Here is a 22,302-nt window from a genome sequence, read left to right as displayed (position 1 = left end):
CCCTAGGAACCTTGTACGAAAACGGAAAGGGTGTTCCCAAAAATGAAGCGTACGCCGCCTCTCTCTATCGCTCTGCCTGTGCAAGTAGTGATGGAGTTGGGTGTCGCAATATTGGAGAACTATATGAAACCGGAGAAGGTGTAGAAATGGATATTTTTCAGGCGGAATATTTTTTTCAAAAAGCTTGTGAATTAGGTGATAATATTTCATGCCCTCTCCTAGAATAGAATGCCATTTTATCAATTATGTAAGAATACATGTTTGACCTATGTTAATCAAAAAGGCGCCCCGAAGGGCGCCTTTCCGTGTCGCTGCCCTGGTTCAGCAGCTGTAATACATCGCGTATTCGATAGGATGGGGCGTATGCTCATAGGCATAGACCTCTTCCCATTTCAGCTTGATATAGGCTTCCAGCTGGTCGCGGGTGAACACGTCGCCCTGCAGCAGGAAATCCATGTCCTTTTCCAGTTCCTCCAGCGCCTCGCGCAAGCTGCCGCAGACGGTCGGGATTTCGGCCAGTTCCTCCGGCGGCAGATCGTAGAGATCCTTGTCCGACGCCGGGCCCGGATCGATGCGGTTCCTGATCCCGTCCAAACCCGCCATCAGCAGGGCCGCGAAGGCCAGGTAGGGGTTGGCCGAGGGATCGGGGAAGCGTGCCTCGACCCGCTTGGCCTTGGGCGATTCGGTCCACGGGATGCGCACCGCGCCCGAGCGGTTGCGCGCGGAATAGGCGCGCAGCACCGGGGCCTCGAAGCCGGGGATCAGGCGCTTGTAGCTGTTGGTCGAAGGGTTGGTGATCGCGTTCAGCGCCTTGGCGTGCTTCAGGATGCCGCCGATGAAATACAGCGCCTCCTGCGACAGGTCGGCATATTTGTCGCCCGCGAACAGCGGCTTGCCATCCTTCCAGATCGACATGTTGACATGCATCCCCGACCCGTTGTCGCCCTTCATGGGCTTGGGCATGAAAGTCACGCTCTTGCCATAGGCGTGGGCCACGTTGTGGATGACGTATTTGTATTTCTGGATGTTGTCGGCCTGTTCGACCAACCCGCCGAAGATCAGGCCCAGTTCGTGCTGTCCGGTGGCGACCTCGTGGTGGTGCTTGTCCACCTTCATGCCCATCCGCTTCATCGTGGACAGCATCTCGCCCCGGATGTCCTGGCCCGCGTCGATGGGATTGACCGGGAAATACCCGCCCTTCAGCGGCGCGCGGTGGCCCTGGTTGCCCATCTCGTATTCGGTGTCGGTGTTCCAGGCCGCATCGACGGAATCGATCTGATAGGACACCTTCTGCGGCGACACCTGGTAACGCACGTCGTCGAAGAGGAAGAACTCGGCCTCGGGGCCGCAGTAGAAGGCGTCGCCGATGCCGGTGGACTTCAGGTAGGCCTCGGCCTTCACCGCCGTGCCGCGCGGGTCGCGGGCATAGGGTTCGCCCGTGTCGGGTTCCACCACGTTGCAATGCACGCAGAGCGTCTTTTCGGCATAGAACGGATCGATATAGGCGGATGCCGGATCGGCCATCAGCTTCATGTCGGACTGGTCGATCGACTTCCACCCGGCGATCGAGCTTCCGTCGAACATGAAGCCTTCCTCGAACCAGTCCTCGTCGATCAGGTCCACGTCCAGCGTCACATGCTGCAGCTTGCCCTTGGGGTCGGTGAAGCGCACATCAACATAGGCGACCTCCTCGTCCTTCAGCAGCGTCAATACGTCATTGACCGTCATGTCTTCCCTTTCTTCCTTGATGCGGCCCGGCTCGTCCTGGCGGCGGGCGCAGAATGTCTTGTGATGCGCTCAGACCGCGTCGTCGCCGGTTTCGCCCGTGCGGATGCGGATGGCCTGTTCGACGGGGCTGACGAAGATCTTGCCGTCGCCGATCTTTTCGGTGCGGGCGGCGCCGATGATGGCCTCGATGGCGGCATCCACCTGGTCGTCGGGCAGGACCATCTCGATCTTCACCTTGGGCAGGAAATCGACCACGTATTCCGCGCCGCGATAAAGCTCGGTATGGCCCTTCTGGCGGCCGAAGCCCTTGACCTCGGTGACGGAAAGACCCTGCACGCCCACCTCTTGCAACGCTTCCTTCACGTCGTCCAGCTTGAACGGCTTGATGATCGCCTCGACCTTCTTCATCGCAATGATCCTTCCTCGCGGCTTGCCTGGTGCCTGATTGGCGGGTTTCATGGCACGGGTAAACGGGGCGCGGCATGGATTTGGCGCGCAATCGAATGGACCAGCGGTTTGCGCCTGTTTTTTACGCTGGCTGATTAATTATAAGGCAGAAGCCATGCTGCAGGGCACCGAAGTTCTGACAACCGCCCAAATGCGCGCCATCGAATCCGCAGCCATGGCCAGCGGACAGGTGACGGGGCTGGACCTGATGGAGCGGGCGGGGAAAGCCGTTGTCGCCGCGATCCTGCGCAAGTGGCCCGACTATGAAACCCATCCCGAGGGACGGCCGCATCGCGCCATCGTCCTGTGCGGACCGGGCAACAATGGCGGCGACGGCTTCGTGGTGGCGCGGCTTCTGGCTGGCAAGGGTTGGCAGGTTCAGGTGGACCTGCTGGGCGAGGCGGAACGCCTGCCCCCGGACGCACGGGCCAATCACGACCGCTGGTGCGGGATTGGTGCGGTCCGTCCCATCATTGCGGATGTCGGATACACCTATCAGGCCGAACTTATGGTTGATGCCCTGTTCGGCATCGGCCTGTCGCGACCGCTTGCCAATAACCTATGGGGCGTCTTCGATGGCATCCACGATGCCGTGAACAACCTCTTCTGTGGACCGAAATCTCCTGGCGTCGATCACGTCGTGGCAATCGACGTTCCCAGCGGTCTGTGTGCAGACAGCGGCAGGCTGCTTGCTGACAGTGATCTGCACGTCTGGGGCGCCGACCTGACCGTGACATTTCAGACGCTGAAGCCGGGACACCTGCTCTCGGATGGTCCCCCCCTGTGCGGCGAGGTGGTCGTAGCGCCCCTTGGACTTGCCTGGGCGCCAAGCGAACCGCGATGTCACCAAGTCACAAGCGGGCAGGTCGCCAAGCGCGGCGGGCACAAGTTCGACCATGGCTCGGCCTTGGTCATCGCAGGCCCGTCAAGCCATGGGGGGGCCGCACGCCTATCGGCGCGTGCCGCCCTGCGGATCGGTGCGGGCCTCGTGACCATCGCACCGCCGCAAGATGCGCTGCCCGAACATTCCGGTCAACCCGACGCCCTGATGCGCCGCGCCATCAACGACGGGGTAGCCTTGCGCGACATGCTGGCCGACACACGCATCAACGCCATTTGCATCGGTCCCGGCTGCGGCATTGACCGCGCCACCGCCTTGCTGGCTGAAGTTCTGCCCGCGCGGCGTTCAACCGTTCTGGACGCCGACGCCCTGACCGCCCTGTCGCGCGATGCCGGCCTGATGGCCACCCTGCACGGCAATTGCGTCCTGACCCCGCACCTGGGCGAATTCGCCCGCCTGTTCCCCGACCTTGCCGAGCGGCTGGCGGAAACACCGACCAAAGGCCCTGCCTATTCCAAGCTGGACGCCGCCCGAGAAGCCGCCGCGCGCTGCGGCGCGGTGGTGCTGCTGAAGGGCCCCGACACGGTGATCGCCCACCCCGACGGCCGCGCCTGCATCCACTCCGCCTTCGACATCCCCTGGCTCGCCACGGCAGGCGCGGGCGACGTGCTGGCGGGGATTATCACCGGCCTGCTGGCACGGGGCTTTCAGCCGTTGGAGGCCGCCAGCCTGGGCACGCTGATCCATGCCAAGGCCGCCCGCGCCTTCGGCCCCGGCCTGATCGCCGACGACCTGCCAGAGATGATCCCGCAGGTCTTGCGCGACATGGGCGCCTAGAAATCCCAGTCCTCGTCCTCGGTCGCGACCGCCTTGCCGATGACATAGGAAGACCCCGAGCCGCTGAAGAAATCGTGGTTCTCGCTATCCGGGGACAGCGCGGCCAGGATCGCCGGGTTCACCTCGCAGGCTTGGGGTGGGAAAAGCGCCTCGTAACCAAGGTTCTGCAGGGCCTTGTTCGCGTTGTAGTGCAGGAAGGCCTTTACATCCTCGGTCAGGCCGATGCCGTCGTAAAGCTCGGCCGTATATTTCTGCTCGATGTCGTACAACTCGAACATCAGCGAGAAGGCGAAATCCTTGAGTTCCGCCCGCCGCGCCTCGTCCACGCGCTCCAGCCCGCGCTGGAACTTGTAGCCGATGTAATAACCATGCACGGCCTCGTCGCGGATGATCAGGCGGATCAGGTCGGCGGTGTTGGTCAGCTTGGCGCGCGAGGACCAGTACATCGGCAGGTAGAAGCCCGAATAGAACAGGAAGCTTTCCAGGAAGACCGACGCGATCTTGCGTTTCAGCGGATCGCTGCCCGCCTTGTATTCGTCCAGGATCAGCCGCGCCTTGCCCTGCAGATGCGGGTTTTCCTCGGCCCAGCGGAAGGCCTCGTCCACCTCCTTGGTCAGACACAGGGTCGAGAAGATCGAGCTATAGGACCGCGCATGGACCGCCTCCATGAAGGCGATGTTGGACAGCACCGCTTCCTCGTGGGGCGTGATCGCGTCGGGCATCATCGACGGCGCGCCGATGGTGTTCTGCACGGTATCCAGCAGCGTCAGGCCGGTGAAGACGCGGATCGTCAACTCGCGCTCGGCGGGCCGCAGCGTGGCCCAGCTTTGCACGTCATTGGACAGCGGCACCTTTTCCGGCAGCCAGAAGTTCACCGTCAGCCGGTTCCAGACCTCCAGATCCTTCTCGTCGTCCAGGCGGTTCCAGTTGATCGCGCGCGCGACCGTCTGCATCTGCTGATCCTTCATCCCGAAGAACCCCTCTCATCTTCTGTGTAAAAATATCCCACGGGGGACCGGGGGTGTGAAACCCCCGGTGCGACAGCCGTTACAACGTGCAGGACACGCAGCCCTGGACCTCGGTCCCCTCCAGCGCGGTCTGGCGCAGGCGGATGTAGTAGATGGTCTTGATGCCCTTCTTCCACGCGTAAATCTGCGCGCGGTTGATGTCCCGCGTCGTGGCCTCGGCCGGGAAGAACAGCGTCAGCGACAGGCCCTGATCCACATGCTCGGTCGCGGCGGCATAGGTGTCGATGATCGCCTCGGGGCCGATCTCATAGGCGTCGCGATAGTAGTCCAGGTTGTCGTTCGACATGAAGGCGGCGGGGTAATAGACGCGGCCGATCTTGCCTTCCTTGCGGATCTCGATCTTGGACACGATCGGATGGATCGAACTGGTCGAGTTGTTGATATAGCTGATCGACCCGGTCGGCGGCACCGCTTGCAAGTTGCGGTTATACAGCCCGTGCTTCATCACGTCGGCCTTGAGCGCGGCCCAGTCGTCGCGCGTGGGCAGGGTCACGCCCTCGAAGACCCGCGCCACGTCGGGCAGCGTGGGCAGCCAGTCGCGGGTCGTGTATTTGTCGAAGAACGTGCCGTCCGCGTATTTCGACTTCTCGAAATCCTTGAAGGTCCGGCCATGCTCCTGCGCCAGCAGGTTCGACGCGCGGATGGCGTGGAAGGCCACGGCGGCGAAATAGACGGACGTGAACTCGACCCCCTCGGGGCTGCCATAGTGGATGCGTTCGCGCGCCAGGAACCCGTGCAGGTTCATCTGGCCCAGGCCGACCGCATGTGCCTCGTCATTGCCGCGCCGGATCGAGGGCACCGCCTCGATGGCCGACATTTCCGACACGGCGGTCAGGGCGCGGATCGCGGCCTCGATGGTAGCGCCGAAGTCAGGGCCGTCCATGGTCGCCGCGATGTTCAGCGAACCCAGGTTGCAGGAAATATCCGTGCCCAGGTGCGAATAGCTCAGATCCTCGTTGAACTCGGACGCCTCGTTCACCTGCAGGATCTCGCTGCACAGGTTCGACATGGTGATGCGGCCATGCACGGGATTGGCACGGTTCACCGTGTCCTCGAACATGATGTAGGGATAGCCGGATTCGAACTGGATCTCGGCAATGGTCTGGAAGAACTCGCGCGCGCTGATCTTCTTCTTCTTGATGCGCTTGTCGTCCACCATCTCGGCGTATTTTTCCGTGACGGAGATCTCGGAAAACGGCACCCCATAAACCTTCTGCACGTCATGGGGCGAGAACAGGTACATGTCGGCGTTCTTCTTGGCCAGTTCAAACGTGATGTCGGGGATCACCACGCCCAGCGACAGCGTCTTGATGCGGATCTTCTCGTCCGCGTTCTCGCGCTTGGTGTCCAGGAAGCGCATGATGTCGGGGTGGTGGGCGTTCAGATAGACCGCCCCGGCCCCCTGCCGCGCGCCAAGCTGGTTGGCATAGCTGAAGCTGTCTTCCAGCAGCTTCATCACCGGGATGACGCCGCTGGACTGGTTCTCGATCCCCTTGATCGGCGCCCCCGCCTCACGCAGGTTGGTCAGCATCAGCGCCACGCCGCCGCCGCGCTTGGACAGTTGCAGGGCCGAGTTGATGGACCGGCCGATGGACTCCATGTTGTCCTCGACCCGCAGCAGGAAGCAGGAGATCAGCTCGCCCCGCGATTTCTTGCCCGCGTTCAGGAAGGTCGGCGTGGCGGGCTGGAAGCGGCCCGACAGCATCTCTTCCATGAAGCGCATGGCGAGCGCCTCGTCCCCGCGTGCCAGCGTCAGGGCGACCATGACCACGCGGTCCTCATACCGTTCCAGGTAACGCTGCCCGTCGCGGGTCTTCAGGGTATAGCTGGTGTAGTACTTGAACGCGCCCAGGAAGGTCGGGAAGCGGAACTTGCGCTTGAAGGCGGCGTCCCAGATCGCGCGTTGAAAATTCTTGGAATACTGGTCCAGGACTTCCGGCTCGTAATAGCCTTCCTCGACCAGGTAATCCAGCTTCTCGTCCAGCGAATGGAAGAAGACGGTGTTCTGGTTCACATGCTGCAGGAAATACTGCCGCGCGGCCATGCGGTCGGCCTCGAACCGGATGCGCCCGTCGGCGTCATACAGGTTCAGCATCGCGTTCAGCGCATGGTAATCCAGTTCTGGCTTCAGACCGTCAAGCATTCCAACCCCCGGAATTGATGAAGGCCCGTGCGGACCTTTTGAATGTCAGTGTCGGTCCCCGCCAGCTCGAAGCGCCACAGGACGGGGACATTGCATTTTTCCGCGATGACGCGGGCCGACAGCGCGAAGGTCGCGCCGAAATTGCGGTTGCCCGCGCCGATCACCCCCCGCAGCAGGGCGCGGCGGCGGGGATCGTTCAGGAAGTGGATCACAGGCTTGGGCACCGCGCCGCGCCCCTGCCCGTCCGCATAGGTCGGGCAGATCAGCACGAAGGGCGCGTCAACCTGCGGCATCGCGTCCGTGGGCCGGATCGGGATCCGCAGCGCGGGAAAGCCAAGGGCCGCCACGAAGCGCGCCGTATTCCCCGAAGCCGAGGAATAATAGACCAGCCCGTAGGGTGGGGTTTCACCCCACCATGCCCCGCCCGCCGCCTGCATCGCCGGTCAGGCCAGACGGCCGATCATGTCGGGCCGGAAGCCCGCCCAATGCGCGTCGCCCGCGATCACCACCGGGGCCTGGCGATAGCCAAGCGCGGTCACGCGCTCCATCGCGGCCTCATCCTCGGTCAGGTCGATCACGTCATAGGACAGCCCGCGCGCATCCAGGGCGCGCGTCGTCGCGGTGCATTGCACGCAGGCGGGTTTGGAATAAACGGTGATGGTCATGCCCACTGCTCCTTCGTTCTGGACAAAAGGGGGCAGCAGGGCCGCAGGGGGCACCCCGCAGGCCACAGCGCCGGACCCTTGCCCGGTGTCATTTCTGTCTTGGCCTGCTCTGGCCCCTTGCCGATAGCTTGCCGGGCCCGCCAGTCGGTCGCAATTGCGGAGTTTCCAGGCAGGAAGGCCGCCAACCAGCCTTGCTGCAAGGGAAATCCGAAACCGCGTCTCGACCACATGATATAGACACGAACACGCCCAAATCGTCAACATGTGGTTATCGCTTGACAGCGTGATTCGGTTCCGCTGTCGCCAAATTGCCGCACCGAAACTTTCTGGATTGCCTGACCACGGCAGGAAGGTCGCGGCCCCCGCCGGGGATGTCTGAATCATGCGACGCAAGGTCGCAATCCGACCACGGTCGCGTCGCAATCCAGCTAAGTTGCACCCCATAGCAGCCAGCACCTCCATGGGTCCAGACATGAATACGACCTCGACCGCCAGCCTGATCGCCGAACGCGTCCCCGGCTTCTCCCTGCCCCGTGACCTTTACTGCGGGCAGCAGGCCTTCCAGGACGACCTGGAACAGATCTGGTATCGCGAATGGCTTTTCGCGCTCCCCTCCTGCGAGATCCCCAAGACCGGCAATTACGTCACGTTGAATGTCGGCGCCTATCCGGTGATCGTGGTGCGCGGCGCCGACGGGCGCATCCGCGCCTTCCACAACGTCTGCCGCCATCGTGGCCAGCGGCTGTGCCCCAAGACGAACGGCAGCAACCCGAAACTGGTCTGCCCCTATCACCAGTGGACCTATGACCTGGACGGCAAGCTGCTTTACGCCCGCGACATGGGCGAAGGGTTCGATGCCAGCAAATACGGTCTGAAGCCGGTTCATTGCGTCGATCTGGGCGGCATGGTCTTCATCTGCCTGGCCCAGATCCCGCCCGCGATCAACGACCTGGCCGCCAACCTGACCCGCTTCGTCGCACCAAGCGCCATCGCCGACAGCAAGGTCGCCTTCTCCTCGACCATCATCGAGAAGGGCAACTGGAAGCTGGTGATGGAGAACAATCGCGAATGCTATCACTGCGGCGGCTCGCATCCCTCTCTTTGCCGGACCTATTCGGACGATCCGCTGATGACGGTGATGGAGGGCCCGAACTCCGCCAGTCCCGAGATCCTGGAGCATTGGGCGCGCTGCGATGCCGCAAACCTGCCCTCGCGCTTCACCAACGCGCCGGACATGCAGTGGCGCATGGCCCGCGTGCCGCTGATGGACAACCAGGAAAGCTTTACCATGTCGGGCAAGGCCGCCGTGTCGCGCCGCATGGGAACGATCCCCTGGAACGACGCGGGCAGCCTGATGTTCTATCACTTCCCGTCAAGCTGGAACCACTTCCTGCCCGACCACGCCATCGTCTTCCGCATCCTGCCGATCAGCCCCACCGAGACCGAGGTCACGACCAAGTGGCTGGTCCACAAGGACGCGGTCGAGGGCGTGGACTATGACCTGCAAAAGCTGACCGAAGTCTGGCTGGCGACCAATGACGAGGACCGCCAGGTGGTCGAGGAAAACCAGCGCGGGATCCTCTCGCCCGCCTATCAGCCCGGACCCTATTCGCCGACGCAGGAAGCGGGTGTCATCCACCTGATCGACTGGTATTGCGGACTGATGGCCCGGCGGCTGACGCCCACAAGCGTCGCGGCAGAGTGAGAAGCGCATGAACAAGCCACGCCTGAACTGGGCTACGGAGCCGTGGTCCGACGACGAGCCGCTGGAATGCGCGATGGTGGTGCCCGAAACGCCAGACACCGCCACCTTCACCTTCCGGGCGCCGTCTGGGGCGTGGTTCGATTACCAGCCGGGGCAGTTCATCACCCTGGACCTGCCCCTGCCCTCGGGCAATGTTCAGCGGACCTATACGATCAGTTCCAGCCCCTCGCGGCCGCTGTCGATCTCGGTCACGGTCAAGGCGCAGCGCGCGTCGCTGGCGACCCGCTGGATGCTGGACCACCTGCGGCCGGGGATGCGGATCAAGGCCTTTGGCCCGTCGGGGATCTTTTCCAGCCACCGCCATCCGGCCAAGAAGCACCTGTTCATCTCGGCCGGGTCGGGCGTCACGCCGATGATGTCGATGACCACCTGGGCGTGGGATTCGGGCGAGATGCCGGACATCGTCTTCGTCCACGCCGCGCGCCGCCCCTCCGACATCATCTTCCGGCGCAGGCTGGAACAGTTCGCCGACCGCGTGCCCGGACTGCAGTTGCGCTTCACGGTCGAGGAGAACGACCCCTTCACCGCCTGGACCGGCTATCTTGGCCGCCTGAACCAGATCATGCTGGGCCTGATGGCCCCCGACTATCTGGAACGCGAGGTCTTCTGCTGCGGCCCCGAGCCCTTCATGCAGTCGGTCCGCGACATGCTGGTGTCGCTGGGCTTCGACATGGACCATTACCACCAGGAAAGCTTCGGCGCCCCCATCAAGACCGAGGCCGACGCCCCGGTGATCGAGGACGTGGCTCCCGAGGAAGGCGCGAAAGCACAGATCACCTTCACCGCCAGCGGTGTCACCACCCCCTGCGCGGAAACCGACACCGTGCTGGCGGTGGCCAAGCGGTCGGGGCTGAACATCCCGTCGGGCTGCACCTTCGGGCTGTGCGGCACCTGCAAGATCCGCAAGGTCGCGGGCGAGGTCCACATGGTCCACAACGGCGGCATCAGCGACGACGACATCGCCGAGGGCTATATCCTGGCCTGCTGTTCCCACCCCATGGGCGCCATCGAGGTCGAGGTCTGATCCCGATAACGGAAAAGTTGGACAAAACCTGACGATCCGGGCAATCCGGGCTTGAACTCGGGCGGTGCGAAAGGCATTCGGGTCGTGACCCCCTAACGGCACGGCGCTGCTTGTCTTTCCGACCCCGGAACAAGGGCACACCGGCATGGGCGGCGACCGTGGCGCATCGACGAGGGTAAGGGCAAGTCCAGCATGGCCGAACACAATCTGTTCCTGTTGTTGGCCTTTCTTCCCTTCGCGACCTCACTGATCCTGCTGACATTGCCGCAAACGGCGCGCGGCGCATCCACCTGGCTGTCGGCCCTGTCGCTGGGCGGCGGGCTGGCGATCCTGGCGGCCTTCCTGCCCGCCATCCAAGCGGGCACCGTGTTGCGCGCCAGCCTTGAATGGGCGCCCTCGCTGGGCATGAACATGGCGCTGCGGATGGACGGCTTCGCCTGGCTGTTCGCCACGCTGGTGCTGTCCATCGGCGTGCTGGTGGTGATCTATGCGCGCTACTACATGGGCGGCACCGACAGCCTGCCGCGCTTCTACGCGCTGCTGATGGCATTCACCGGGGCGATGCTGGGCATCCTGGTGTCCGGCAACGTGCTGGTGATGGTGGTGTTCTGGGAACTGACATCCTTCATGTCCTTCCTGCTGATCGGCTTCTGGCACCAGGGGGCCGCGGCGCGCGACGGGGCGCGGACGGCGCTGATCATCACCGCGCTTGGCGGGCTGTGCCTGCTGGTGGCGATGCTGATGCTGGGCCATGCCGCCGGCAGCTATGACCTGGGCATGATCCTGCGGTCCGGCGAGCGGGTGCGGGCGCATCCCTTCTATGGCCCGATGCTGGCGCTGTTCCTGCTGGGCGCCTTCACCAAGTCGGCGCAGTTCCCGTTCCATTTCTGGCTGCCGGGCGCCATGGCCGCGCCGACGCCGGTGTCGGCCTTCCTGCATTCCGCGACCATGGTGAAGGCGGGCGTGTTCCTGCTGGTCCGCTTTTCGCCCGTCCTTGGGGGAACCGAGGCCTGGTTCTTCACCGTCACCGGCGCGGGCTGCATCACGCTGGTCTTGGGCGCGGCGGTCGCGCTCTATCGCCACGACCTGAAGGGCTTGCTGGCCTATTCCACGATCAGCCATCTGGGGCTTATCACCGCGCTTGCCGGGATCGGCGGGCCGGTGGCGATCCTGGCCGCGATCTTCCACATCTGCAACCACGCGGTCTTCAAGGCGTCGCTGTTCATGGCCGCCGGGATCATCGACCACGAGACCGGCACCCGCGACATGCGCCGCCTGTCGGGGCTGTTCCGGCCGATGCCCTTCACCGCGCTGCTGGCCATCGTCGCGGCATCCGCCATGGCGGGGGTGCCGCTGCTGAACGGCTTCCTGTCGAAAGAGATGTTCCTGGCCGAGGCCGTGGACTGGCACAACGGCACCTGGCTGGACAACGCCCTGCCCTATTTCGCCATCGTCGGCAGCAGCCTGTCGGTCGCCTATTCGCTGCGCTTCATCGCCACGGTGTTCTTCGGCCCGCAGGCCACCGACCTGCCCAAGACCCCGCACGAACCCCCCCCCTGGATGCGCCGCCCGGTGGAACTGCTGGTGCTGATCTGCCTGCTGGTGGGCATCTTCCCCGCCCTGACGCTGGGGCCGATCATCAATACCGCCGCCCGGTCCGTCGCGGGGGCCGACATGCCCTATTACCACATTGCCGTCTGGCACGGCGTCAACGCGCCCCTGATGCTCAGCCTGATCGCGCTGGCGGTCGGCGCGCTGATCTATGCCTTCAGCGCGAAATCCATCCCGCAGGGGCCCGAAGGCCCATTCCTTCTGCACCGCATCCGGGGGCAGCGGATCTATGACTGGCTGCTGTTCCGCCTGACCTGGCGGCTGCCGCGTCTGGCGCGCGGCTGGTTCTCGACCGAGGCGCTGCAGCCGCAGCTTCGCCTGCTGGTGCTGGCGGCCATCGCGGCGGCCTGCGGGTCGCTGTGGGGGGTGCTGACCTTCGCGTCCGACCTGCGGCTGCACGCGCCGAACCCGGCCTTCGCGCTCTTGTGGCTGGTGGGCGCGGCCTGCGCCATCGGCGCGGCCTGGCAGGCCAAGTATCACCGCTTTGCCGCCCTGGTCCTGCTGGGCGGCGCGGGCGTCGTGACCTGCCTGACCTTCGCCTGGTTCTCGTCCCCCGACCTCGCGCTGACGCAGCTTCTGGTCGAGGTGGCGACAACGGTCCTGCTGCTCTTGGGCCTGCGCTGGCTGCCCAAGCGCCGGGCCGAGATCGCCGCCGACAAGCTCATGCCCTCCAAGATCCGGCGCGGCCGCGACCTGGTCATCGCCATCGCGGGCGGCACGGGCATCGCGGCCATCGCCTTCGCGCTGATGTCGCGGCCGGTGGTGCGCAATGTCGGCGACTGGTTCCTGGGCAATGCCTATTACGAAGGCGGCGGCACCAATGTCGTCAACGTCATCCTTGTCGATTTCCGCGCCTTCGACACCTTCGGCGAAATCACCGTCCTGGCCATCGTCGGCCTGACCATCTTCGCCCTGCTGCGCCGCTTCCGCCCCGCCCCCGAAAGCATCGAGGCGCCCTATCAGCAGACCCTGGCCGGCAGCCCGTCGCTGGACGACTATCTCTACGTTCCTTCGGTCATCATGATCTGGATGTTCCCGCTGCTGATCATGCTGGCAGGATACTTCTTCTTCCGCGGCCATGACCTGCCGGGCGGGGGCTTTGCGGCGGGCGTGACGCTGGCGATCGCCTTTCTGGTGCAATACCTGGCAACCAATGTCCGCTGGGTCGAATCGCGCATCATCGTCCTGCCGATCCGCTGGATGGGCATCGGCCTGCTGAGCGCGGCAGCGACGGGGATGGGGGCCTGGCTGTTCGGCTATCCGTTCCTGACGGCCCATGCGCGCTATGTCCATATCCCCCTGGTGGGCGATGTTCCGGCGGCCACCGCGATGCTGTTCGACATCGGCGTCTTCGCCACCGTCATGGGCGCCGTCGTGCTGATGCTGGTCGCCATCGCCCACCAGTCGCTGCGCGCCAGCCGCAGGCGCGAACAGGACGAACTTACCGCCCGGAAAGAGGTCGCCTGATGGAAATCATCCTGTCCGCCGCCATCGGCATCCTGTCCGCATCCGGCATCTGGCTGCTGCTGCGCCCGCGCAGCTTCCAGGTCGTGATCGGGCTGTGCCTTCTGTCCTATGCGGTCAACCTGTTCATCTTCGCGATGGGGCGGCTGACGCCGGGGGCGCCGCCGATCATGCCCAAGGGCGGCTTCATCGACCCCACGCGCTATGCCGATCCGCTGCCCCAGGCCCTGGTGCTGACCGCCATCGTCATCAGCTTCGCCACCACGGCGCTGTTCCTGGTGGTGATGATCGCATCGCGCGGGCTGACCGGCACCGACCATGTTGACGGAAAGGAGCGCGCCAGTGATCGGTGAACACCTCATCATCGCGCCGATCCTGATCCCGTTCGTCACGGGCGCGCTGATGCTGCTTTACGACGACCGCCGGCGCGAGGCGAAGTTCTGGCTGAGCGTGATCGCCACCGCCGCGCAACTGCTGATCGCGGTGGAGCTGGTGATCCGCGCCAAGGCGGGCGGCGACATCAGCGACGCGAAGGGCATCAGCTTCTATCTGCTGGGCGACTGGGCCGCGCCCTACGGGATCGTCCTGGTGCTGGACCGGCTGGCCGCGATGATGCTGGTGCTGACCGCGCTTCTGGCGATCCCGTCGCTGGTTTATGCCCATGCGGCCTGGGACCGGCAGGGGCCGCATTATTATTCGATGTTCCAGTTCCTGCTGATGGGGCTGAACGGCGCCTTCCTGACCGGCGACGTGTTCAACCTGTTCGTCTTCTTCGAGATCCTGCTGGCCGCGTCCTACGGCCTGCTTCTGCACGGGTCGGGCCAGCTCCGGGTGCGGGCGGGGATGCATTACATCGCCATCAACCTGGCCGCGTCGCTGCTGTTCCTGATCGGCGTCAGCCTGATCTATGGCGTGACCGGCACGCTGAACATGGGCCACTTGGCCAATCTGGTGGCCACCGTCCCGGTCGAGGACCGGCCGCTGCTGCACGCGGGCGTGGCGGTGCTGGCGGTGGCCTTCCTGGTCAAGGCGGGCAGCTGGCCGCTGTCCTTCTGGCTTCCCACCGCCTATATGGCCGCCGCCGCCCCCGTGGGCGCGATGTTCGCGATCATGACCAAGGTCGGCGTTTACGCGATCCTGCGCCTGTCGATGCTGCTGTTCGGGGAAACCGGGGGCGCATCGGCGGGCTTCGGGGCCAGCGTCCTGATCCTTCTGGGCATGGCCACGGTGCTGTTCGGGCTGCTGGGGGTGCTGTCCTCGCAGGGCTTGGGGCGGATGGCCGCCCATTCGGTCCTAGTCTCGTCGGGCACGGTGCTGGGCATCACGGGCTTTGCCCTGGCGGGCGGCGGCCCGGCCATGCTGTCGGGGGCGCTCTACTATCTGATCGGATCGGTCCTGGCGACCGGCGCGCTATTTTTGCTGATCGAGCCGATGGACCGCGAGGATGGCGGCATCGCCGCGATGCTGGCCCTGACCGCCGACGCCTATGGCATCGACGACGCCGACCTGGACGAGGTGCCGGACGAAGGCCTGGCGATCCCGGCGATGACGGTGCTTGGCATCTGCTTCGCGCTTTGCGTGCTGATGCTGGCCGGGCTGCCGCCGCTGCCGGGCTTCATCGGCAAGCTGGCCATGGTGCAGGCGCTGATCGCGCAGGCCGCCCTGCCCGCGGGCCTTGCCTGGACCTTCATCGCGCTGCTGATCCTGTCGGGCTTTGCGACCCTGATCGGCATGGCGCGAATCGGCATCCAGACCTTCTGGGCCAGCGACATCGCCCTGCCGCGCGTGCTGGCGCTGGAGATCGCCCCGGTGATCGCGCTGATGGTCGTGCTGGCCCTGACCAGCTTCAAGGCCGAGGCGATGCTGCGCTATACGGCGGGCACGGCGCAGGCGCTGCACGATACCGCGGCCTATTCCTATGGCGTCTTCGCCACCCCCCGCGCGGCCGACCGCCCCGAAGGGCAGAAGGACCAGCCATGACCCGCCTGATCCCCCATCCGGTGCTGTCGCTGTCGCTGGTCTTCCTGTGGCTGGTTCTGACGCGCTTTTCCCTGGGCTACCTGATCCTGGGAACCGCGCTGTCGCTGGTCGCGGGCTGGGCCTATTCGGCATTGCACCCGGCCAAGCCCCGCATCGGGCGCTGGCGGACCATCCCCCGGCTGTTCGTCACCCTGTTCATGGACATCGTGCGGTCGAACATCGCCGTCACCCGGTTGCTGCTGACCGAAGGGCGCAACGGCCGCAAGTCGGCCTTCATCCAGATCCCGCTGCAGGTCACCAATCCCAACGCCTTGGCCGTCCTGTCGATCATCGTCACCGCGACGCCCGGCACGGCCTGGGTGGAATACGGAACGGACAGCGGTATCCTGACCATCCACATCTTCGACGCCTCCGAGGCCGATCACTATCAGGACGTGATCGTCAACACCTATGAACCGATGCTGCTGGAGATCTTCGAATGAGCGGGATGATCCTGACCGTCGCCCTGGGTTACGCGCAAATCGCCCTGGCGCTTGCGGGCTGCCTTGCCGGATCGCGCATCCTGCGCGGACCGCGCGCGCAGGACCGGGTGCTGGCGCTCGATTCGCTTTATGTCGCGATCATGCTGCTTCTGCTGGTGACGGGGATGCAGCTTGGCACCGCCTTCTTCTTCGAGGCCGCGACCGTCATTTCCATCATGGGCTTCGTGACCTCGGTCGCGCTGGCCAAGTTCCTGTTCCGGGGCGAGGTGATCGAATGACCCCACTTGACGCCGTGCCGCTGTGGATGGCCATTCCGGTGGCGTTCTTCGTGGTCCTGGGCTCGACCCTGACGCTGATCGGCGCGCTGGGCTTTGCACGGCTGCGGTCCTTCTATGACCGGCTCCACGCGCCGACGCTGGCGACAAGCTGGGGCACGGGCGGGATCATCATTGCCTCGGCCCTGATGTTCAGCGTGCTTGAGGAACGGGCGGTGATCCACGAATTCTTCATCGGCTTCTGCATCGTCGTGACGACGCCCGTCACGCTGATGATGCTGGCGCGCGCAGCCCTGCTGCGCGACCAGGACGAGAAATCCCCGGTCCTGCCCCCCGAAATGCAGATCCGCCCCGAAGGGCGCGACGACGCGCGGGTGGACTGAGATGCCGGCCCGCGCCCCGGTTCTTGCGCTTGCCTGCTGCCTGGCGGCAGGCCCGGCCCCGGTCCCGGCCTGGGCCGATGCGCCGCTGATCGTCCTGGACCAGACGCGCCTGCCCTTCGACCTTGGCCCCGGCCATCCGGCGAACAACCCGGCAAGCGCCGCCAATTCGCCGAACGCCGCCTGGAATTCGTCGGGCAACCCGGCCAACCGCGCCTCGACCTGGGCGAACCGGCCCTCGAACCCCGACAACGAAGGGCGCCTCATCATCACCGCCGACGGGGGCGTGCTGGGCTATTACGCGACCAATCCCGGCGGCGTGCTGAACCTGTTCGACGTGAACGGCCGCCGCGTCGCCTATCGCCCGGCGCAGGGCACGCGCAGCCTGTTCACCGTGACCGGCCAGTGGTGCGGTACCGTCGATGGCGGGCGCGGCGATTTCGTCCTGGCCGTCACCCCCGCCTGCGCCGCCCGCTTCGGCCGCTGACGGGAACGCCCCGCCACCGCAGAACCGTTACAATCCTGCCTTAAACGGGCACGGGAATCACGGAGCCGACCATGAACCAAGAACCCAAGGACTGGCTGGAAGCCGAGCTTCTGGAAACCCTGGACGAAGACTACGAGATCGAGCTGGAAGACGCCGTCCTGTCCGAGGAGATCCGGCGCATCTATCGCGACAAGCGGCCCGACCAGATGGACCGCAAGCTGTATTTCCGCGAATTGCTGCGCCTGCAGACGGAACTGATCAAGCTGCAGGACTGGGTCAGCCACAACAAGGAAAAGGTCGTCGTCATCTTCGAAGGCCGGGACAGCGCAGGCAAGGGCGGCGCGATCAAGCGCATCACGCAGCGCCTGAACCCGCGCGTTGTCCGCACCGTGGCCCTGCCCGCCCCGTCCGACCGGGAAAAGACACAATGGTATTTCCAGCGCTATGTCCCCCACCTGCCCGCCGGGGGCGAGATCGTGCTGTTCGACCGAAGCTGGTACAACCGCGCGGGCGTCGAACGCGTGATGGGCTTCGCGACCGAGGAACAGGTCGATCAGTTCTTCCAGGACGTTCCCGAATTCGAGCGGATGCTGGTCCGGTCGGGGATCCGGCTGGTGAAATACTGGTTCTCGATCACCGACGAGGAACAGCAGATGCGCTTCCTGATGCGCATCCACGATCCGCTGAAGCAGTGGAAGCTGTCGCCCATGGACCTGCAGTCCCGCGTCCGCTGGGAAGCCTATACCAAGGCCAAGGAGGATATGCTGGAACACACCAACATCCCCGAGGCGCCCTGGTACATCGTCCCCGCCAACGACAAGAAGCGCGCCCGCCTGAACTGCATGAGCCACCTGCTGAGCCTGATCCCCTACGGCGATGTCGAGCACGAGGAGGTGACCCTGCCGAACCGGGTGTTCAACCCCGATTACGAACGCGACGTGCTGTCGCGGGATCTGTATGTGCCGCAGAAATACTGAAGGCGTCGCGTTCGCCGTATGGTATAATAAAGGATGATCATACCCTTAAACCTTGCATGAATACACCAAAGGCCTAAGGTGGACCAATGTTCCGCAATCTTCTGAACCGCCTGTTCTCGGAAGACCGCTATCCGAAGCCCTTGGCGACGGAGGATGCCGAGATTGCGGTCGCTGCGCTGCTGGTCCGGGTGGCGCGGGCCGACGACCATTACAACGCCGCCGAAAAGGCCCGCATCGACCAGGTGCTGGCCCAGTTGCACGGGCTGGGCATGGCGGATGCCGCCGAGCGCCGGTCGGCGGCCGAGATGATCGAGGCCGAGGCCCCCGACACCGTGCGCTTCACCCGGCTGATCAAGGACCGCGTCTCGCTTGAGGATCGGACCGCGATCATCGGTGCCATGTGGGAAATCTCGCTTGCCGACAACCACCGCGCCGCGAACGAGGAAACGGCGATCCGCCTGGTCGCCGGGCTTCTGGGCGTGACAGACCGTGATTCGGCCCTGCAACGCCAGCGGGTCGCGGGCGCGCGCTAGAGCAGATCGGCCTTCAGACCTGCCTGCGTGATGGCAAGTAGGGTGGGGTTTCACCCACCCGGCAACGATGGGGTGAAACCCCACCCTACACACAGCGATTGCCGCCGGGCCCTAGACCCCCAGCCTGTCGCGCAATCCGTACCAGGCCATTCCCGCCACCAGCAGGGGGTTGCGCAGCATCGACCCGCCGGGAAAGGGCCGCGTCGGGATCGCGGCCATTGCGTCGAAGCCGTCCGCCTGTCCCGCCACCGCATCGGCCATCAGCCTGCCCGCCAGCGTGGCCATCGCCACCCCATGCCCGCTGTATCCGCCTGCCGACAGGCAGTTCGGCGCAGGGCGGGCGAAATGCGGCATCCGGTTCATGGTGATCGCCAGCGTGCCGCCCCAGGCATGGGTCAGGCGCACCCCTTCAAGCTGCGGATAGACCGACAGCAGATGCGGACGCACCAGCCCCGCGATGTCCTTGGGGAAGCGATAGCTGACCGTTTCACCCCCGCCGAAGATCAGGCGGCGGTCGTCGTCCAGCCGCCAGTAGTTCACCACGAACTTGGTATCCGCAGCGGCGATCCGCTGCGGCAGGATTTCGGGGAAGCGGTCGCCCAGGGGTTCGGTCGCGACGATATAGTTGTTGATCGGCATGACCCGTGCGGCGACCTTGGCGTCCAGCCGCCCCTGATAGCCGTTCCCCGCAAGGATGACGTGATCGCAGACGATCCTGCCGGTGTCGCACAGGACACGGCTTTTCACCGTCGCCGTGCCGTGTTCGATGCGATGGACATGGGTGCCTTCATGAATGCGCACCCCGGCGGCGACCGCAAGACGCGCCATGCCAAGCGCCAGAGCCAGCGGCTGCACATGCCCCGCGCCCCAGTCCACATCGCCCCCCACATAGGCCCCGCTTCCCAGATGCGCAGCCAAGGCGGCGCGGTCCAAAGGCTGCACCTTGTCATAGCCGTAATGCGCCGCCAGATGCGCGGCCATCCGGGCGGCATGTTCGACCTCGGACGCATTGCGGCAGGCATGAGCCACGCCGTCACGGATCGGCACGCCGCTTTCCGCCGCCAGCGCGCGGGTCAGGGCCTTGGCATCCTCGGCCAGATCCCACAACCGGCGGGCGGTGTCGCGGCCATATTGGCGTTCCAGCCAGTCCACCTCCTGCCGCTGGCCGGACCCGATCTGGCCGCCATTGCGCCCCGAGGCGCCAAAGCCCACCCGCTGCGCATCGACCAGCACCACGTCCCGGCCCGCCCACGCCAGATGCAGCGCGGCCGAAAGGCCGGTATAGCCCCCGCCCACCACCGCCACGTCGGCCCGCGTTTCCCCCTTCAGCGGCGAAAAGCGGTCCAGGGCCGCGCAGGCGTCGGCATAGACGCTGGGCGGATATTCCCCGCGCCGGTCGTTGGCATAAAGCAGCTTCATACGTTCAGCAGCAGGTGTTCGCGTTCCCAAGGGCTGATGACCTGCAGGAACTCCTTGTATTCGTTGCGCTTGACGGATTCGTAGACGGCAGCGAAGTCCTCGCCCAACACGCCGCGCATGGGCGCGCTGTCGGCCATGATGTCCAGCGCATCGCCCAGGTTATAGGGCAGCTCGTCCTGCGACGACATGTAGGCGTCGCCCAGGCATTCGCCGCGCGGGTTCTCTCCCTCGACCAGGCCCAGGTATCCGCAGGCGAGGCTGGCCGCGATGCCCAGGTATGGGTTGCAGTCCATGCCCGCCAGCCGGTTTTCCACCCGCCGCGCCTCGGGCGAGGAAATCGGCACCCGCAGCCCGGTGGTGCGGTTGTCGCGGCCCCATTCCAGGTTGATGGGCGCGGCAAAGTCCGGGACATACCGGCGATAGCTGTTCACATAGGGCGCCAGCAGCGCCACGGCGGCGGGCAGGTGCTTCTGCATCCCGGCGATGAAATGCAGGAACTGCGGCGTTTCCGCGCCCTTTTCATCCGAAAAGATGTTGCGCCCCGTCGCCAGATCCGTGACCGAATGATGGATATGCATGGCACTGCCCGGCTCACCCTCGATGGGCTTGGCCATGAAGGTGGCGAAACAGTCATGGCGCAGCGCGGCCTCGCGGATCAGGCGCTTGAAGTAGAAGATTTCGTCCGCCAGCGCGACAGGATCGCCGTGGTTCAGGTTGATCTCCACCTGCCCCGCGCCGCCTTCCTGCAGGATGCCGTCGATCTCGAATCCCTGCGCCTCGGCGAAGTCATAGATGTCGTCGATGACCTTGCCGTATTCGTCCACGGCCGACATCGAATAGGCCTGCTTGGCGGCGGCCCGCCGCCCCGTCCGGCCCATCGGCGGGATGATCGGCTGGTTCGGGTCGATGTTGCGGGCGACCAGGAAGAACTCCATCTCGGGCGCCACGACCGGCTTCCAGCCGCGTTCGGCATAGAGGCCCACGACCCGCTTCAGCACGTTGCGCGGCGCGATGGGCACGGGGTTTCCCTGCTGGTCATAGGCGTCGTGGATGACCTGCAGCGTCCAGTCGGCGGTCCAGGGCGCGGCGGTCGCCGTGCTGAAATCCGGGGTCAGGATCATGTCGGGTTCGGTGAACGCCCCCGCCGGGTTGTCGGCCCATTCCCCCGTGATCGTCTGCAGGAAGATCGAGTTCGGCAGATAGAACTTGTCCTGGCGCGCGAATTTCGACGCGGGCATGGCCTTGCCGCGCGCGACGCCCGCGATGTCGGCCAGGATGCATTCGACCTCGTCCAGGCGTCGCCCGGCCAGGAAGTTGCGGGCGGCCTGGGGCAGCCTGTCGATCCAGTCGCTCATGCGGCACCCTTGGCGATGGCGCGGGGCTGCTTGAAGAAAGCCTCGATCCGGTCGGCGACGATGGCCGAGCCCTTGGTCTCGCCCATGCGCTCGTCCGCGCGGTCCAGCAGATCCTGCGGAACCAGGCCCTTGCCGCGCTTGTCCATCAGCCCGCGAATGAAGTCGTCGGAAAATTCGGGATGCGGCTGCACGGTATAGGCCCGGTCGCCATAGATCAGCGCCGCGTTTTCGCAGAACGCGCTGCGCCCCGCGACCTGCGCATCCTGGGGCAGCACGACGACCTGGTCCTGATGCCAGGCGTTCAGCCGCACCGTTTCGCCGTCGAAGTCATAATCCTGCGTGCCGACCGACCAGCCATCGGGATGCTTGACGACCGTGCCGCCAAGCGCCTGCGCGATGATCTGGTGTCCGAAGCAGATGCCGACCATGGGGACGCCTGCGTCATAGGCGTCGCGGATGAAGCGTTCCAGGGGCGGGATGAAGGGGTGATCCTCGTACGCGCCGTGACGCGATCCGGTCAGCAGCCAGCCGTCCGCGTCATGGACGGAGGCAGGAAACTCCATCGCCTCGACGTGCCAGGTGCGGAAATCGAAGCCCCGTCCGTCCAGAAGCCGGACGAACATGTCGGGATAGTCGCCCATGTCCTGCTTCAATTCGGCGGGCGCCTGGCCGCATTGAAGGATGCCGATGCGCATGAAGAACCTGCGTGTTGCTGCTGCCCGAAAGGTAGTCGCCCGGACGGGGGGGCCGCAAGGGGGCGCGCTGCGCAAGTTCAAAAGCGTGCAAGCAGCGATTATGCCGGAATATTAAATAATATTAAATCAGGGCGAATGGGTTTAATATGGAAAGGCTCATCAGGTT

At 65.0% G+C, this 22,302-nt stretch carries 22 protein-coding genes; 13 read left to right on the top strand and 9 right to left on the bottom strand.

Annotation, left to right across the window (positions count from 1 at the left end; all coding sequences use genetic code 11):
- On the top strand, positions 1–227 hold a 227-nt coding region (locus tag AAIL68_RS07525), incomplete at its 5' end, for a tetratricopeptide repeat protein (protein WP_347139085.1).
- Between the two features lie 94 nt (positions 228–321).
- On the opposite strand, the gene glnA is transcribed toward AAIL68_RS07525, so the two are convergent.
- Together glnA and AAIL68_RS07515 are read right to left on the bottom strand one after the other, a co-directional pair.
- A complete protein-coding gene (glnA, locus tag AAIL68_RS07520) occupies positions 322–1,728 on the bottom strand; it encodes a type I glutamate--ammonia ligase (protein ID WP_347139084.1) in 1,407 nt (468 codons plus the stop codon).
- Between the two features lie 69 nt (positions 1,729–1,797).
- Positions 1,798–2,136 carry a P-II family nitrogen regulator gene (locus AAIL68_RS07515; protein ID WP_347139082.1) on the bottom strand — a complete coding sequence of 113 codons (339 nt, stop codon included), beginning with the start codon at positions 2,134–2,136 and terminating at the stop codon, positions 1,798–1,800.
- Between the two features lie 154 nt (positions 2,137–2,290).
- On the opposite strand from AAIL68_RS07515, the gene AAIL68_RS07510 reads away from it, so the two are divergent.
- Positions 2,291–3,853 carry an NAD(P)H-hydrate dehydratase gene (locus AAIL68_RS07510; RefSeq protein WP_347139081.1) on the top strand — a complete coding sequence of 521 codons (1,563 nt, stop codon included), beginning with the start codon at positions 2,291–2,293 and terminating at the stop codon, positions 3,851–3,853.
- On the opposite strand, the gene nrdF is transcribed toward AAIL68_RS07510, so the two are convergent.
- The 4 genes from nrdF to nrdH form a co-directional block, all read right to left on the bottom strand.
- A complete protein-coding gene (gene nrdF / locus AAIL68_RS07505; protein WP_347139079.1) occupies positions 3,850–4,821 on the bottom strand; it encodes a class 1b ribonucleoside-diphosphate reductase subunit beta in 972 nt (323 codons plus the stop codon). The two genes, AAIL68_RS07510 and nrdF, sit on opposite strands and share 4 nt — an antisense overlap.
- 79 nt (positions 4,822–4,900) lie before the next feature.
- Complete coding sequence (gene nrdE / locus AAIL68_RS07500; protein ID WP_347139078.1) at positions 4,901–7,024, bottom strand: class 1b ribonucleoside-diphosphate reductase subunit alpha; 2,124 nt, start codon at positions 7,022–7,024, stop codon at positions 4,901–4,903.
- A complete protein-coding gene (gene nrdI / locus AAIL68_RS07495) occupies positions 7,009–7,461 on the bottom strand; it encodes a class Ib ribonucleoside-diphosphate reductase assembly flavoprotein NrdI (protein ID WP_347139077.1) in 453 nt (150 codons plus the stop codon). Before nrdI ends, nrdE begins: the two co-directional genes overlap by 16 nt.
- A gap of 6 nt (positions 7,462–7,467) precedes the next feature.
- Positions 7,468–7,689 (bottom strand): glutaredoxin-like protein NrdH, encoded by a 222-nt coding sequence (nrdH, locus tag AAIL68_RS07490; protein ID WP_347139076.1) that lies wholly within the window; start codon positions 7,687–7,689, stop codon positions 7,468–7,470.
- A gap of 472 nt (positions 7,690–8,161) precedes the next feature.
- On the opposite strand from nrdH, the gene AAIL68_RS07485 reads away from it, so the two are divergent.
- The 11 genes from AAIL68_RS07485 (at position 8,162) to AAIL68_RS07435 (ending at position 18,667) form a co-directional block, all read left to right on the top strand.
- A complete protein-coding gene (locus AAIL68_RS07485; protein WP_347139075.1) occupies positions 8,162–9,394 on the top strand; it encodes an aromatic ring-hydroxylating dioxygenase subunit alpha in 1,233 nt (410 codons plus the stop codon).
- A 7-nt stretch (positions 9,395–9,401) separates the two neighbouring features.
- Complete coding sequence (locus tag AAIL68_RS07480) at positions 9,402–10,478, top strand: hybrid-cluster NAD(P)-dependent oxidoreductase (protein WP_347139074.1); 1,077 nt, start codon at positions 9,402–9,404, stop codon at positions 10,476–10,478.
- 192 nt (positions 10,479–10,670) lie between these two features.
- A complete protein-coding gene (locus tag AAIL68_RS07475; RefSeq protein WP_347139073.1) occupies positions 10,671–13,556 on the top strand; it encodes a monovalent cation/H+ antiporter subunit A in 2,886 nt (961 codons plus the stop codon).
- On the top strand, positions 13,556–13,906 hold the full coding sequence (locus AAIL68_RS07470) for a Na+/H+ antiporter subunit C (RefSeq protein ID WP_347139072.1): 351 nt from the start codon (positions 13,556–13,558) through the stop codon (positions 13,904–13,906). The genes AAIL68_RS07475 and AAIL68_RS07470 overlap by 1 nt, the downstream gene beginning before the upstream one ends.
- Positions 13,896–15,533, top strand: coding sequence for a monovalent cation/H+ antiporter subunit D (locus tag AAIL68_RS07465; protein ID WP_347139071.1), 1,638 nt, complete (start codon positions 13,896–13,898; stop codon positions 15,531–15,533). Before AAIL68_RS07470 ends, AAIL68_RS07465 begins: the two co-directional genes overlap by 11 nt.
- Positions 15,530–16,015, top strand: coding sequence for a Na+/H+ antiporter subunit E (locus AAIL68_RS07460; RefSeq protein WP_347139070.1), 486 nt, complete (start codon positions 15,530–15,532; stop codon positions 16,013–16,015). The genes AAIL68_RS07465 and AAIL68_RS07460 overlap by 4 nt, the downstream gene beginning before the upstream one ends.
- On the top strand, positions 16,012–16,293 hold the full coding sequence (locus AAIL68_RS07455) for a K+/H+ antiporter subunit F (RefSeq protein WP_347139068.1): 282 nt from the start codon (positions 16,012–16,014) through the stop codon (positions 16,291–16,293). The genes AAIL68_RS07460 and AAIL68_RS07455 overlap by 4 nt, the downstream gene beginning before the upstream one ends.
- A complete protein-coding gene (gene mnhG / locus AAIL68_RS07450; RefSeq protein WP_347139067.1) occupies positions 16,290–16,673 on the top strand; it encodes a monovalent cation/H(+) antiporter subunit G in 384 nt (127 codons plus the stop codon). The genes AAIL68_RS07455 and mnhG overlap by 4 nt, the downstream gene beginning before the upstream one ends.
- Before the next feature lies 1 nt (position 16,674).
- A complete protein-coding gene (locus AAIL68_RS07445; protein WP_347139066.1) occupies positions 16,675–17,157 on the top strand; it encodes a hypothetical protein in 483 nt (160 codons plus the stop codon).
- A 71-nt stretch (positions 17,158–17,228) separates the two neighbouring features.
- Positions 17,229–18,134: a polyphosphate kinase 2 gene (gene ppk2, locus AAIL68_RS07440; protein ID WP_347139065.1), complete on the top strand. Its 906-nt coding sequence runs from the start codon at positions 17,229–17,231 to the stop codon at positions 18,132–18,134.
- A gap of 86 nt (positions 18,135–18,220) precedes the next feature.
- Positions 18,221–18,667, top strand: coding sequence for a TerB family tellurite resistance protein (locus tag AAIL68_RS07435; protein WP_347139064.1), 447 nt, complete (start codon positions 18,221–18,223; stop codon positions 18,665–18,667).
- Positions 18,668–18,778: 111 nt separating this feature from the next.
- On the opposite strand, the gene AAIL68_RS07430 is transcribed toward AAIL68_RS07435, so the two are convergent.
- The 3 genes from AAIL68_RS07430 to AAIL68_RS07420 are packed head-to-tail and all read right to left on the bottom strand — an operon-like array spanning position 18,779 to position 22,136.
- Complete coding sequence (locus tag AAIL68_RS07430; RefSeq protein WP_347139063.1) at positions 18,779–20,086, bottom strand: FAD-binding oxidoreductase; 1,308 nt, start codon at positions 20,084–20,086, stop codon at positions 18,779–18,781.
- Positions 20,083–21,441 (bottom strand): glutamine synthetase family protein, encoded by a 1,359-nt coding sequence (locus tag AAIL68_RS07425; RefSeq protein WP_347139062.1) that lies wholly within the window; start codon positions 21,439–21,441, stop codon positions 20,083–20,085. Before AAIL68_RS07425 ends, AAIL68_RS07430 begins: the two co-directional genes overlap by 4 nt.
- The gene (locus tag AAIL68_RS07420; RefSeq protein WP_347139060.1) at positions 21,438–22,136 is read right to left on the bottom strand and encodes a type 1 glutamine amidotransferase; all 699 of its coding nucleotides are present in this window, start codon (positions 22,134–22,136) and stop codon (positions 21,438–21,440) included. Before AAIL68_RS07420 ends, AAIL68_RS07425 begins: the two co-directional genes overlap by 4 nt.
- Between the last annotated feature and the right edge of the window lie 166 nt (positions 22,137–22,302).

This window comes from Paracoccus sp. SSK6 (assembly GCF_039770665.1).
In the GTDB taxonomy this organism is placed as follows: Bacteria; Pseudomonadota; Alphaproteobacteria; order Rhodobacterales; family Rhodobacteraceae; genus Paracoccus.
Note: the sequence above shows the minus strand (reverse complement) of the source record. Positions and strands in the feature narration are given on the sequence as shown.